General features: G+C 67.3%; 16 protein-coding genes. 3 read left to right on the top strand and 13 right to left on the bottom strand.

The genetic code is table 11. From position 1 onward, the window contains the following. Positions 1 to 152 precede the first annotated feature (152 nt). From IEX32_RS06770 to IEX32_RS06755, 4 genes are all read right to left on the bottom strand, one after another. Complete coding sequence (locus tag IEX32_RS06770) at positions 153 to 599, bottom strand: hypothetical protein (RefSeq protein WP_188769765.1); 447 nt, start codon at positions 597 to 599, stop codon at positions 153 to 155. A 378-nt stretch (positions 600 to 977) separates the two neighbouring features. Further along, positions 978 to 1,901 carry an N-acetyl-gamma-glutamyl-phosphate reductase gene (argC, locus tag IEX32_RS06765; protein ID WP_188769764.1) on the bottom strand — a complete coding sequence of 308 codons (924 nt, stop codon included), beginning with the start codon at positions 1,899 to 1,901 and terminating at the stop codon, positions 978 to 980. Then, positions 1,898 to 2,302, bottom strand: a complete 405-nt coding sequence (locus IEX32_RS06760) for an SH3 domain-containing protein (RefSeq protein WP_229736198.1) — start codon at positions 2,300 to 2,302, stop codon at positions 1,898 to 1,900. Before IEX32_RS06760 ends, argC begins: the two co-directional genes overlap by 4 nt. Before the next feature lie 25 nt (positions 2,303 to 2,327). Next, positions 2,328 to 3,713 carry a leucyl aminopeptidase family protein gene (locus IEX32_RS06755; RefSeq protein ID WP_188769763.1) on the bottom strand — a complete coding sequence of 462 codons (1,386 nt, stop codon included), beginning with the start codon at positions 3,711 to 3,713 and terminating at the stop codon, positions 2,328 to 2,330. A gap of 48 nt (positions 3,714 to 3,761) precedes the next feature. Here IEX32_RS06755 and IEX32_RS06750 point away from each other — a divergent pair, with 48 nt between their 5' ends. From IEX32_RS06750 to IEX32_RS06740, 3 genes are all read left to right on the top strand, one after another. Further along, positions 3,762 to 4,637 carry a DUF4163 domain-containing protein gene (locus tag IEX32_RS06750; protein ID WP_188769762.1) on the top strand — a complete coding sequence of 292 codons (876 nt, stop codon included), beginning with the start codon at positions 3,762 to 3,764 and terminating at the stop codon, positions 4,635 to 4,637. Positions 4,638 to 4,674: 37 nt separating this feature from the next. Continuing rightward, positions 4,675 to 5,505 carry a type I methionyl aminopeptidase gene (gene map, locus IEX32_RS06745; protein ID WP_188769760.1) on the top strand — a complete coding sequence of 277 codons (831 nt, stop codon included), beginning with the start codon at positions 4,675 to 4,677 and terminating at the stop codon, positions 5,503 to 5,505. An 89-nt stretch (positions 5,506 to 5,594) separates the two neighbouring features. Then, positions 5,595 to 6,647 carry a DUF7064 domain-containing protein gene (locus tag IEX32_RS06740; protein ID WP_188769759.1) on the top strand — a complete coding sequence of 351 codons (1,053 nt, stop codon included), beginning with the start codon at positions 5,595 to 5,597 and terminating at the stop codon, positions 6,645 to 6,647. Between the two features lie 212 nt (positions 6,648 to 6,859). Here the strand turns inward: IEX32_RS06740 and IEX32_RS06735 are convergent, their stop codons facing one another. From IEX32_RS06735 to IEX32_RS06695, 9 genes are all read right to left on the bottom strand, one after another. Continuing rightward, positions 6,860 to 7,198, bottom strand: a complete 339-nt coding sequence (locus IEX32_RS06735) for a HepT-like ribonuclease domain-containing protein (RefSeq protein ID WP_188769758.1) — start codon at positions 7,196 to 7,198, stop codon at positions 6,860 to 6,862. Continuing rightward, positions 7,198 to 7,494 carry a nucleotidyltransferase family protein gene (locus tag IEX32_RS06730; protein ID WP_188769756.1) on the bottom strand — a complete coding sequence of 99 codons (297 nt, stop codon included), beginning with the start codon at positions 7,492 to 7,494 and terminating at the stop codon, positions 7,198 to 7,200. Before IEX32_RS06730 ends, IEX32_RS06735 begins: the two co-directional genes overlap by 1 nt. Before the next feature lie 158 nt (positions 7,495 to 7,652). Further along, positions 7,653 to 8,921 carry an adenosylmethionine--8-amino-7-oxononanoate transaminase gene (locus IEX32_RS06725; RefSeq protein WP_188769754.1) on the bottom strand — a complete coding sequence of 423 codons (1,269 nt, stop codon included), beginning with the start codon at positions 8,919 to 8,921 and terminating at the stop codon, positions 7,653 to 7,655. Further along, positions 8,918 to 9,550, bottom strand: coding sequence for a dethiobiotin synthase (bioD, locus tag IEX32_RS06720; protein WP_188769752.1), 633 nt, complete (start codon positions 9,548 to 9,550; stop codon positions 8,918 to 8,920). Before bioD ends, IEX32_RS06725 begins: the two co-directional genes overlap by 4 nt. Positions 9,551 to 9,556: 6 nt before the next feature. Continuing rightward, complete coding sequence (locus IEX32_RS06715; RefSeq protein WP_188769751.1) at positions 9,557 to 10,312, bottom strand: methyltransferase domain-containing protein; 756 nt, start codon at positions 10,310 to 10,312, stop codon at positions 9,557 to 9,559. Next, positions 10,309 to 10,929: an alpha/beta fold hydrolase gene (locus tag IEX32_RS06710; RefSeq protein WP_188769749.1), complete on the bottom strand. Its 621-nt coding sequence runs from the start codon at positions 10,927 to 10,929 to the stop codon at positions 10,309 to 10,311. Before IEX32_RS06710 ends, IEX32_RS06715 begins: the two co-directional genes overlap by 4 nt. After that, positions 10,926 to 12,089, bottom strand: a complete 1,164-nt coding sequence (gene bioF / locus IEX32_RS06705; RefSeq protein ID WP_188769747.1) for an 8-amino-7-oxononanoate synthase — start codon at positions 12,087 to 12,089, stop codon at positions 10,926 to 10,928. Before bioF ends, IEX32_RS06710 begins: the two co-directional genes overlap by 4 nt. A gap of 223 nt (positions 12,090 to 12,312) precedes the next feature. Further along, the gene (locus IEX32_RS06700) at positions 12,313 to 12,516 is read right to left on the bottom strand and encodes a hypothetical protein (protein ID WP_188769745.1); all 204 of its coding nucleotides are present in this window, start codon (positions 12,514 to 12,516) and stop codon (positions 12,313 to 12,315) included. Beyond that, positions 12,516 to 12,698, bottom strand: coding sequence for a DUF4169 family protein (locus tag IEX32_RS06695; protein WP_188769743.1), 183 nt, complete (start codon positions 12,696 to 12,698; stop codon positions 12,516 to 12,518). Before IEX32_RS06695 ends, IEX32_RS06700 begins: the two co-directional genes overlap by 1 nt. Positions 12,699 to 12,709 lie beyond the last annotated feature (11 nt).

Raw genomic sequence — 12,709 nt, 5'->3', positions numbered from 1 at the left:
CATCCGACCAAGCTATCCATGACATCAAAGCGCTTGGCCGCCAGCTGGGACGAGGACTTCCTCGTCAGCCTCATCTCGTGAGAACTCATTCACCCGATTCCCCTGATGCGCCGGAGGACCAGCTTTTGCGGACTTTGGCCGGACTGCCAGCGTCAGTGGTCGTTGCCGCGCGCCACGGCCGGTTCCTGCGGGAAGATCCCGGCCACGGCCATCGCCGCCCCCAGCTTCGAAATCGTTTCGAGAACGTCTCCGACGCTGTCCTCGACGATCAGCAGTTCCAGTGTGGCGCGGGTCTGCGATGGTCCCCGATCGCGCAGTGAGGTGATAAGCTCGAGGACCATTGCCTCGTGTTCGGAGACATGGTCGCAGGCCATGGGGCAGAAGCCGAACGTTTCCAGCGCGTCGCGGTTGAACAGCAGCATGGCGCGGTGGAACGGCTGGAGCCCGCCGATCATGCGCCAGCGCGCGAAAACCGGGGCGAGCGTCTGCGCGGGACAGTGCTTGCTGGCGATGGCCGTAACCCAGGCGCGCATCGACCAGACGAGGAAGCGGCACCCCTCATCAAGGGTGCTCAGGCGGCGATCGACGTACTGGTACATCAAGACATCTCCAGGGGCTTGCATTTGCGAATGATTATCATTAGCTAGTGATACGCGGCTTGCACGCCTCGTCAAGCCCTGAAACGGCGTTTGTCATGGGACGTCGTTTCATCCCTCACTTTGGCCGGGATTCTCTCTCCCAGTGACCCAATCGGGAGTCCCGGCCAATTTTTTGCACCGATATGCCGGGGTTTTGGCGGTTTTACGCACAGGGTTGTCCCCAGATGCGATGACGGCGACCTGCGGGCGTGTCGCGCGGATAAAGCGCGCTCGCGCGCAATCGCGGAGGGGCCGCCCTTGCGGCCAGCCCGGCGTCCTCAGTCGCGGGACGCGACGCGCCCCGGGTCGAAACGGGAAAGTCGCCGGCGGGAGGCGACCTCAGAGGCGCAGGCCCGCGGTTTCTTCCAGCCCGGCCATCAGGTTGAGGTTCTGCACGGCCGCACCGCTGGCGCCTTTTCCGAGGTTGTCGAGCATGGCGACGAGCCTCGCCTGGCTGCCATCCTTCGCGCCGAATACGCGCAGGCTGAGCGTGTCGACCGGATCCATCGACGCGCGCAGCAGCAGTTCGTCCGGCTGGTCATCGAGCACCTGCACGATCGGGCTGCCCGCATAGAAATCGGCCAGCGCCGCGCGCAGGGCCTCGGGCGCGCCCGCGCCGGTCATGACAGAGAGCTGCAGCGGGACTTCGACCAGCATTCCGCGATGCGCGGGCACCACGGCCGGCGCGAAAAGCGGAGAGATCGACAGGCCTGCATGGACCTGCATTTCCGGCACATGCTTGTGCCCCAGCGCCAGTCCATAGGCGCGGAAGGCGATGTCCCGGTCTTCCTCGAAACGACCGATCAGCGCCTTGCCGCCGCCCGAATAGCCCGAGACGGCGTGGCAGATATAAGGCCAGTCCGCCGGCAGCAGGCCGGCCCGCACCAGCGGTGCGAGCAGGGCTATGAAGCCCGTTGGATAGCAGCCCGGATTGCTGACGCGCATGGCCGAGGCCAGGGATTTGCGTCCGATCACTTCGGGCAGACCGTAAGTCCAGCCCGCGGAAGTGCGGTGGGCTGATGAAGCGTCGATCACCCGCGTGCGGTCGTTGCGGATCATGGCGACTGCCTCGCGGGCGGCGTCGTCCGGCAGGCAGAGAATGACGAAGTCGGCGTCGTTGAGCGCTTCGGCGCGGGCCGCCGCGTCCTTGCGCCGGGCCTCGTCGAGCACCACGAGCTGGAATTCGCTGCGTCCGGCCAGCCGGTCGGCGATCTCGAGCCCGGTGGTGCCGGCGGCGCCGTCGATGAAGACCGTGGCAGTCATGACGCGAAGACCTCCAGATCGCTGTGGGCGACATAGCCGACGTGCCCGTCCTCACCGAGCTGGCCCCAGGTCCAGGCGCCGGTGATGTCGAGCACGTTGAAGGTTCCGCCCTCGGGAAGTTGGCGGATGACTTCGGCATCGGCGCGGCCCGCGCCGCGCAGCACGGCGCCCGCAAGGATGCGGTGGGGCATCGGCACCGCGTAATGAGGCACGAAGTAGAGCCCGGCGAGCTTGACGTGCGCCAGGTCTCCACGAACCGGAAGGCAGCCGGGATCCGCGGTCACGCTCGGCCCGGTCATGGCAAGAATGCCCTCGATCCGGGGGGGGCGGGTATGGGAATCCTCGATGGCCAACGCGGTCGTGTCTCCAAAGTCAAAGATGCGCGCGCTTAGCTGGGGCATGGCGGCGACGCAAGTTCGGGCGGGTTCATTCGCCATAGCGGTGTTGTAGCATATGCCAGGCCGCGCGCAGGCCCAGCGCGTCGCCGCCCTTGGGGCGGCCGGGCTTGGCGGCGGGGCGCCAGGCGAAAGTATCGAAGTGCGCCCAGTCCACGTCCTTGGGCACGAACCGGTCGAGGAACAGGGCAGCGGTGCATGATCCGGCGAATCCGCTGCTGCCGGAATTATTGATGTCGGCCAGGTCGGACTTCAGGTATTCGCGGTAAGCCTCGTGCAGCGGCAGGCGCCAGCAGGGATCGTCGCTCGCGATTCCGCCGTCGAGCAGCGCCTGCGCCGTCGTGTCTTCGCGCGCGAAGAGCGCCGGCAGATCGGGGCCGAGCGCGACGCGCGCGGCGCCGGTCAGGGTGGCAAAGTCCAGAACCAGCTCCGGTTCGTTCTCCCCGGCACGAGTCAGGGCGTCGGCGAGGATCAGGCGGCCTTCGGCGTCGGTATTGCCGATCTCGACTGACATTCCCGCGCGGCTCTTCAGGACGTCGCCGGGGCGGAAGGCGTTGGCCGAAACCGCGTTCTCCACGGCAGGCACCAGCACATGCAGTCTCACCGGCAGCTTCGCGGCCATGATGAGGCGGGCGAGGGCCAAAGCGTGAGCGGCGCCGCCCATGTCCTTCTTCATCAGCAACATGCCGGAAGAGGGCTTGATGTCGAGCCCGCCCGAATCGAAGCAGACGCCCTTGCCGACCACCGCGATCTTCGGGTGTTCGGGGTTGCCCCACTCCAGCTCGATCATCCGTGGCGCATGGCTGCGCCCGGCGGCGCGGCCGACGGCGTGGACCATCGGAAATTCGCGCTCCAGCGTGTCGCCGCGCGTCAGCCGGATCTCGGCGTGATGGGCCTTGGCAAGTCCTTCCGCTTCGGTCTCGAGCTGGCCGGGCCCCATGTCTTCGGCCGGCGTGTTGACCAGATCGCGCACCAGCTCGACCGCTTCGGCCTCGGCCGTCACCGCGCCGATGGCCTTGACCTCGCCGGTCAGCAGTACGCGCGGTCCCTCCTCGGAAGGGTCGGTGCGATAGCGCTCGAAGCTGTACTGCCCGGTGATCCACCCGAACATCGCCTTGCCCGGCTTGCCGCCGACGCGCCGGTAGGTGCCGGCGGGCAGGGCCTCGGCGAGCTTTGCCATGCACCAGCTCGAAAGGTCACTGGCATTGGCGACGCCGGCGACCACCGCCCAGCCCTCACCATCGGGAAGGATCGCATGATCGAAGCCATCGGCCTTGAACTTCTGCGCCTCGATCGCCGCGCGCTGCGGCGCGGTGCGCTCCTTGAGGAAGGCTTCCAGGCCATCCTTGTCGACGAGGTGGATGTCGACGGCCTTCTGGCCCCGGTCCGGTTGAATCAATGCGTTCTTGTCGCTCATGCGGAGATTCTCTAGCGTCCGCCGCGGTTGGAGTGCGAGGAGAAAATGATGCGTCGTGGCGGCTTTGTGGTTGCGGTCCTGCTGATGGCCGGAGCCTGTTCGGGCGGGGAAGCCGACGCGCCGGCCGGGAAGGCATCGGCCGGCGCGCCGGGCGAGACGGCCGCGCGCGAAGCAGGCGAGGCGACGCAGGCGGCCCTTCTGGATGAGACGGTCGAGGCGGCGGAGGGTTCCCCGAGCGGTGGGCGCGAGGTCAAGGTTTCGAACGCGCTGTTCGAATTCGGTTATGCCTACCCCGATGCCGCTGGCGCGATCCCCGGCCTCAGGGCCATGCTCGACCGCCGGCTCGACGAGGCGCGCGCTTCGCTTTCCGTCGAATCGCGTGCCGACCAGAACGAGGCGAAGAAGGGCGGCTTTCCCTATCGCCCTCACGCCAACGATACGACCTGGAAAGTCGTGACCGAGCTGCCGGGCTGGCTGTCGCTCTCCTCCGAGATTTACGTCTACACCGGCGGTGCCCACGGCATGAGCGCGTTCGATTCGCTCCTTTGGGACAAGCAGGCCGGCGCGGCGCGCGAACCCCTCGACCTCTTCACCAGTTCCGCCGCCCTGCGCAAACCCATCCAGCGCCCGTTCTGCAATGCGCTCGACCGCGAGCGGGAGAAGCGGCGCGGTGGGCCTGTCCGCCACGGCGCGGACGACATGTTCAGCGACTGCATAAACCCGCTCGAAAGCACGCTGATCCTGGGGTCATCGAATGGCCGGACCTTCGACCGCATCGGCATCCTCGTCGCGCCTTATGCTGCCGGTCCCTATGCAGAGGGCACCTACGAGATCACGCTGCCCGTCACCCAGGCCGTCCTCGACGCCGTGAAACCGGCCTACAGGGCTAGCTTCTCGATCGGCCGTGAGGCGCCTGCGCGATGATCTCGCAATTGACGCGCAAGATCGCTATGTGGGCCCCATGAGCGAATACCAGATCGTCGAACCCGGAAACGAGGCCGTGCTGCGCGACGGCACCATCAAGCTGCATACGCCCGAGGGCTTTGAGGGCATGCGCAAGGCGGGCCGCCTTGCCGCGCGGATACTCGACGAGATCGCGCCTATGGTCCAGCCCGGCGTCAGCACCGCCGCGATCGACGACAAGGTGCGCGAACTGACGCTGGATGGCGGCGCGGTTCCGGCGACGCTGGGTTATCGCGGCTATGCGCATTCGTGCTGCATCTCGATCAACCACGTCGTGTGCCACGGCATCCCTTCCGAAAAGACCCTCAAGGAAGGCGACGTGCTCAACATCGACGTCACTCCGCTGCTGGACGGCTGGCATGGCGATTCGAGCCGCATGTACTACGCTGGCGAACCCTCGCTGAAGGCACGCCGCCTGGTCGAGGTGACTTACGAATGCCTGATGCTCGGCATCGAGCAGGCGAAGCCCGGCAACCGTGTGGGAGACATTGGCGCCGCCATTCAGGCCCATGCCGAGGCGCACCGCTACGGCGTCGTGCGCGAGTTCTGTGGGCACGGCCTTGGCCGCCTGTTCCATGACGCGCCCGAAGTGGTCCATGCCGCTCGCGCCGGTACTGGCCCCATGCTCAAGCCCGGCATGTTCATGACCATCGAGCCGATGATCAACCTCGGCAAGCCGCCGGTGAAGCTGCTCAATGACGGCTGGACGGCGGTAACGCGCGACAAGTCGCTCTCCGCGCAGTTCGAACATTCGATCGGTATCACCGAGGACGGCTACGAGATCTTCACGCTCAGCCCTACCAGACGGCACAAGCCGCCTTACGCCTGATATATCGCGTCGGCGGCCGCGCTTGTGCGTGACCTGACTCCTGGCCTGTGACAGCCTTTTCCTCAAACGGAATGGAGGAGAGGGGGAGCATGGCGGGCATCACGACGGGCGATCTCTCCGGCGGGCTTGCAGCAGAGCGCGAATACGTCCTCGACGCGAGGCCGGAGGACGGCGTGCGCGACGCGGTGAACGTCTGGATCGAGGAGGAAAGCGGCGCCTTTGCCACGCGCGTCGGCATCGAGGCCGTGGCCGAGCAGTGGGACCGGCACGAGATGTGGCTGGACGTGGCCTTTGCCGATGGCCGGCTCTACTCGCGGCGGGGTGACGGCGAGACGCAGCCCGCCGCCGGCCCGGGCGGCAAGCCCACCGTGCGCGCCACCGGCCCCCTGCGCTTCGAATGCGTCGAGCCGTTTCGGCGCTGGACAGTGACGTTCAAGGGGCAGGTTGCCGTAACCAGCGCCCGGGAAATCATGGAGAACCCGGACTTCCGGGTGAAGGCGTGGGCCGACATTGCCTTCTTCATCCAGATGGACATGGCCGCGCCGCCCTGGCAGCCGGGGACGATGACGCCGGAGGCCGCCGCCGCGATGGCCGGCAAGCAGGGTCAGTTCATGAGCCCGCGCTACGAGCAGCTCTTCCGCTGCACCGGCTCGCTGACCATCGACGGCGAGACGCGCACCTTCGCGGCCAACGGACTGCGCATCCGCCGCACCGGCTTTCGCGCTTTCGCCGGGTTTTCGGGTCACTGCTGGATGTCGGCCGTATTCCCGAGCGGACGCGCCTTCGGCCTCAATGCCTATCCCCCGCGCGACGACGGCGAGCCGACTTACGCGGAAGCCTGGGTCATCGACAGCGACGGCCGCCGCATCGGCGCGCGGCCCGTGGAACTGCCGTGGCTGAGGAAGCTGGTGACCGGCGGCGAGCCGGTGCCGCTGGTGCTGGAGACGCTGGAAGGCAAGCGCATCGCCATCGACGGCGTGACCTTCGCCAACACCCGCTCACGCGGGGGCCACGTGCTCCCGCCCGACTGGCCGAAGGACTGGCCCATCGTCCAGCAGAGCCACGCCTTCTACACCTGGGACGGCGAGCGCACGACGGGCATGATCGAACGCTCGAGCAAGCCAAGCGTGATGGGGTTGTAGGCGATGCCTCTGAAGCCGAGACCCGGCCACGAAGGAATGTTGATGCACTCCCTGATATTTACTGGGGGCATCTTCGTCGCAGTTCACATTGTGCATCTTTGGCTGATCGAGAAAACTTTGCGCCACGGCGGAGAGTAGCCTTCGAACTTCGGCCGGTCGCGCGACAAAACGGGGGAAATGCGACACGTCGTTGCGCAGTTCGATTACCCTGCCTATTCCTTACAGCGAGCAGTTTCTTCGCGGACCATCGCCTTGATCGGTTGCAGGCTCAGGGCCGCCTGCCAGACCAGATGGGCATCGACACCGAAATAATCATGGCTCGCAAAGTTGCGGAACGTTGCCATCTCGCGCCACGGCAGATGGGGATGCCGCGCCTTGATTTCGTCGGGCAGCTTCTTGCTGGTTTCGCCGATCATGGCGAGGCGATAGGTCAAGGCGTCGTAGGCTTCGTCGTTTGCCACCAGCGCGTCGAATGTCCGGCCGTTCACCGACTTCTCGGCCCGCGCGATCAGCAATGCGAGATCATGCAGGGTGTCCAGCAGACCAGCCATCAAAAAACCCGGATCATTTCGCTCTCAATGCGTTCCCGCAAGCGAGGACGCAGGCCAACACGTGACACCAGATCGACCTTTGCGCCAAGCTGATCGGATATCTCCAGCATGGCCCCCGCCTGATCAAACAGGCTGAACTTCCTCGACGGGTCATATTCGTAGAGCAGATCAAGATCGGAGGCCTCACCGGCTTCGTCCCTGGCCGTCGATCCAAACAGGTAAAGCGCGTTGATGCCACGTTCGCGCAAACGACGCTCAAAGGGCTTCAACCGGTTGATTGCCTCGGCCTTTCTCATGGCTTCATTATGCACCAGCCTTGTGCGGTACGCAATTTGCTAACCGCGTGACAGATCAGCCCTTGTCGAGGATCTGGCGCCGGAGGACGGCCTTCGACAAGCTCAGGCTGAGTGGGGTCGGGTCGAAATTTCGAATGAGGGTCCGGTCCGGTCCCGGCTCAAAACGAAATCACCGCTTCCCCCACCGTATTCCACACGTCGGCAAGCTGCTCGTCGGTAATGCAGTAGGGCGGCATCACATAGACCGTGTTCCCCAGCGGCCGCAGCAGCACGCCCCGCTCGCGAAAGAAGGCCATCAGGCGGGGCGCCAGCGTGTCGAGGTAGCCGCCTTCGCCGCTGGTCTTGAGGTCCAGCGCGGCGATCGTGCCGCATTGGCGGGCGTTGTCGAAGTGGCAGAAGCTCGCCAGCTTCTCCAGCCATGCCGCCTGCCGCGCCGCCAGATCGGCGATCCGGTCGATGACCGGTTCCTCGCGCCAGATCGCGAGGTTGGCGTTCGCCGCCGCGCAGGCGATGGGGTTGGCGGTGTAGCTGGAGGAGTGAAAGAACATCCTCGCGCGGTCAGTGGACCAGTGGGCCTCGAACACCGGCTCGCTCGCCATGGTGACGGCCAGCGGCACGGCGCCGCCGGTCAGGCCCTTGGAGAGGCACAGGATGTCCGGCACCACGCCTGCCTGCTCGCAGGCGAGCAGGGTGCCGGTGCGGCCCCAGCCGGTCATCACTTCGTCGGCGATGAAGAGTACGCCGTGGGCGGCGCAGATCTCGTGCATGCTCGCGAGGACTTCGGGCGCGTACATCAGCATCCCGCCGGCGCCGAGCACCAGCGGCTCGAGGATCAGCGCGGCGGTGTCCGGCTCGCGGCAAAAGGCTTCCAGCGCGTCGAGTGTCGCCTGTTCGGCGCCGGCGGCGGGGAAGGGGATGCGCGCCACGTCGAACAGCAGCGGCTCGTACGGCCGGTTGAACACGCCGCGCGCGCCGACCGACATCGCGCCGATGGTGTCGCCATGATAGGAGTGCTCCATCACCACCACCCGGTGGCGCGCCTCGCCTCGCGCATGCCAGTAGCCGAGCGCCATCTTCAGCGCGACTTCAACGCTGGTCGAGCCGGAATCGGAAAAGAACACCCGCGTCAGGCTCTCCGGCATGATCGCGCGCAGGCCGGCGGCCAGAGTTTCGGCCGGTTCGTGTGTCCAGCCGGCGAAGATCATCTGGTCCAGCCTTTGCGCCTGACCGGCGATGGCGGCCATGATCCTGGGGTGGCAGTGCCCGTGCGTCGTCACCCACCAGGAGGAAATCGCGTCGATCACCGCCTTGCCGTCGGCGGTGTGGAGCAGCGCCCCTTCCGCGCGTTCGACCAGCGGGATCGGTTCGCCAAGGCCATGCTGGGTGAAGGGATGCCAGACGGGCGATGCCGGATCGGGGTGAGTCATCGCGTGAAGTCCTCCAGCCGGAAATTCGCCGCGAATGCCGCGTGCAAGACCTCGGGCGTGAGCGGGTCGAGGCGCGGCAGGCGGCCGAGGCGGCGCACTTTGCCCATCTGGCAGATCGTCGCCTCGCTGTCCTCCTGAGGTTCGCCGACGAACGCCACGCCCAGCACTTCGACGCCGCGCGCGCGCAGGGCCTCGATCGAAAGCAGCGAATGGTTGATCGTGCCGAGCGCGGTGCGCGCGACCAGTACCACCGGGCATTGCCAGCGGGCGAACTGGTCGGCGTAAGTCGTTTCGCGGGTGAGCGGCACGAGGACGCCGCCGGCACCTTCGACGATCAGCGGACCATCGACCTGCGGCAAGGCGAGCCGTTCGGGATCGATGGTCACGCCGTCGATCTCGGCCGCGCGATGGGGGGAGCATGGTGTGGCAAGGCGGTAGGCTTCGGGCAGGACCCTGTCCGGCGCGATCCCCGCCAGCCGGGCAACGTCTTCGCTGTCGCTACCGTCTTCGAGGCCCGCCTGCACCGGCTTCCAGTAGGATGCGCCCAGCGCGCCGGCGAGGGCGGCGGCGAAGACGGTCTTGCCGATGCCGGTATCGGTGCCGGTTATGATGAAGCGCGGGCCGGTCATGGCCTGTCATCTAGCGCGATGGAGATGACAGGTCACGACCTCGTATGTGACTGCGCTGCCCGCCTCCTCGAAGCGGGCCATGACCCGGCGCAGCGCGGCCGGCGACAGCGGGCGGTGGCGCGGCGCGGCCGTTCCCGCGCCGATGGCCTTGAGCGAGCGGAGAAAGGCCCGGGCGTCCGCGTTGCGCTCGACATGGTCCTCGATATGCAGTCCCGCAGGATCGAGCGCGGCGAAGGCTTCGGGCGGCGCGAAGTCCGGCGTGCCCGGCGCGAGCCCTTCGGCTTCGTGCGCGGCGCGCCATTCCGCGAAGCTGCCCGGCCCCAGCGTGGTGACCATGCAGTGTCCGCCCGGCGCGAGCCAGTTGGCCATGCGGGAAAGTGCGGCGGCGGCATCGTCGAACCATTGGATGGCGAGGCTCGAGCACACGAGGTCGAACGGCAAGCCCGGCGGTGTGCCGTGTTCTCCGTCGAGAACCTCAAAATGCCGCATCGAACTCTCACCGATCCTCGACCGGCAGCGCTCGACCATTTCGGGCGCGATGTCGGTGATGGTCCAGCGGCCGCCCATGCCCCGGTCGAGCAGTGCCTGCGTCAGGAAACCCGTGCCGCAGCCGATTTCCAGCACGCGCGGGCATTCGGGCAGATCGAGCGCGGCGATGCGCGCGGCGAGCTTTTGCGCGACGAGGCGCTGTACGCGCGCCTGCCGCTCGTAGTCGGGCGCCTGCGCGAAGGCCCGGACGATGCGCTCGCGCCGGTCGGTCATGACACCCTCTCGGCCATCCCGCGCACCGCCTGCGCGCAAAGCAGCGGGTCTTCGAGAGGCAGGAGGTGTCCGGCCGTTTCGTGCCGGAGCCGGCGCGCGGCGGTGGCGGCAAAGCAGGCCTCGCGCATGGTCTCGGGCAGCAGCGGATCGCGCGCGCCGTGAACGACGAGCACGGGCACCCGCGGCAGCGGCGGCTGTGCGTCGCGCAGGCGCAGCAGGTCCGCACGCAGCGGTGCGGGGTGGACCTCTCCGAACGGCTCCTCGCAGCCGACGCGGCGGCGGAATTCCTCGACGACGCCGCGTGGGTCGCGGTCGAACTGGCGCAGCATCAGATCGACCACGCGGGTGGGGACACCCGGTTTGCCGGGCAGGGCGGTGAAGCGCTCGAACCCGTTGATCGCCACGATCCCGGCGAGCCCCGGCGGCGGATCGGCGAGCACGCGCATGGTGCCGAAGGAGTGGGTGACGGCGATGCAGGGCCCTTCGACCCGCGCCGGCGCCGGCGCGGCGAAATAACCGCTGTCATCGCGCACCTGCTCCCATTCGGTGAGCAGCGGGGCGAGGCGGTCCCAGACATGCCGGTCGAAGCCCCAGCCATGGGCGAAGAGCAGTTTCACCGGCAGGCCTCGATGGCGGCGAGCAGGGCGTCGACGTCGCCTTCGTGGTGGCCGGCGCGCAGGGCGATGCGCAGGCGGCTGGTGCCCGGCGGGACCGTCGGCGGGCGGATGGCGGAGGCAAGGAAGCCGGCGGCCTCCAGCCGTGCGGAGAGGGCAAGCGCATCGTCCTCCCGCCCGATCACGGCGGGAACAATCTGGGTGCTCGACGCCATGTGGTCGATGCCGAGGCGGTCCAGCCCGGCACGCAGCCAGTCTCCCAGCGCGGCGAGATGCGCGCGTTCGGCTTCCATGCCGGCCACGAGGTCCAGCGCGGCGTCAATCGCGCCGAGCACGGCAGGCGGCGGTGCCGTGGTGAAGATGAAGCCGTTTGCAGTGTTGACGAGGTAGTCGATCAGCACCCGAGAGCCGGCGACATAGGCACCGAAGCCGCCCATTGCCTTGCTGAAAGTGCCCATGACGAGGTCGATCCTGCCCGGCATTTCGGCCGAAAGCCCTGCGCCGCCGGGGCCGAGCACGCCGGTGGCATGGGCCTCGTCGACGAAGAGGAAGGCATCGTGCGCATCGGCGAGCGCCGCAAGCCGGTGCAGGTCGGCGCGGTCGCCGTCCATGCTGAAGACGCTTTCGGTGAAGATGAAACGCGCCGGCGCGTCGCGGCCCTTCTCGGTAAGCAGGACTTCGAGATGGTCGAGATCATTGTGCCGAAAGCGGTGCTGGCGCGCACCTGCCATGGCGAGGCCCGCGTGCATGCTGGCGTGAATCAGCCGGTCGGTGAAGACCGCCGCCCCCGGCGCTGCGGCGAGGAGGGCGGGGATGGCCGCGGCATTGGCCTGCCAGCCTGTTGCAAAGAGTAGCGCGGATTCGGTTCCCTTGAAGCGGGCGATACGCGCTTCAAGGTCGAGATGCGCCTCACTGGTGCCCGTTACCAGACGCGATGCGCCTGAGCCGGCGCCGTGCGCCAGCGTCCATTCGCGCGACCGCTCGATCAGCAGTGGATGGCGGGCGAGACCAAGGTAGTCGTTGCTGGAAAAGTCGATCAGTTCGCGCCCTTCGCGCCTGATCTTCCCGCCCGGCGCCAGCGCGGCACCCCGCAGCGTCCGGCGTTGCCCGGCGCTCTCGATCCGCGACAATGCGGCCTGCAGAAGGGAATCGAGCCTGCTCATACCCGCTGCCGGTATGGCAAGCGCGCGCCGGGCACAATGGCATGCGTGGCGGATCAACTGAGGCAAAAAAAGCGGTAGCGCTAACATAAATTGATTGTTATAAGCGGGTCACGGCAAGCCGCTCGAGGTCAGATTCGAGCCTTGTTTCGCCCGGCGGGGGAACTTCCCTCTCTCCTCCCAGATTCCCCGCCGGGCCTCCTTGTCGCGCTGCGGACGCGGCCCTTCACCCCTCGAGCAGGTCGAGATAGGCCGCCACGTCGTTGTCGGTGGCGATGAAGAGGCCTTCCTGTACTTCCTCGGGCTGCTGCGCGGCAATCTGCATCGCTTCGGCGAGCGATCCGTAGAACAGTGTGTGCGCCGCTCCGCCTTCAGGGCCGGAATCGAGGTGATAGAGGCGCACGGTCGCGCTTTGATAGGTCGTGCGCATCAGTCGTCCTTCTCGCGTTTTGCGCCCTCGACGATGCGCTCGAGTCGCGTGGCTTCCGCTTCGGCCGCCTGACGTTCGGTTCTGGTGCGGCCGTGCTTCGCGCGGTTGGCGTCAGCCTGGGCTTTCCCGGCGGAGCGGGCCTTGGCCTTGCGGGCCATGCGCAGGTTGACGATCCGGGTCATGTCCGCGCGAA

The organism is Novosphingobium endophyticum (genome assembly GCF_014640675.1).
In the GTDB taxonomy this organism is placed as follows: Bacteria; Pseudomonadota; Alphaproteobacteria; order Sphingomonadales; family Sphingomonadaceae; genus Novosphingobium; species Novosphingobium endophyticum.
The sequence above is the reverse complement of the archived record's forward strand: the minus strand, read 5'-3'. Positions and strand labels throughout refer to the sequence as shown.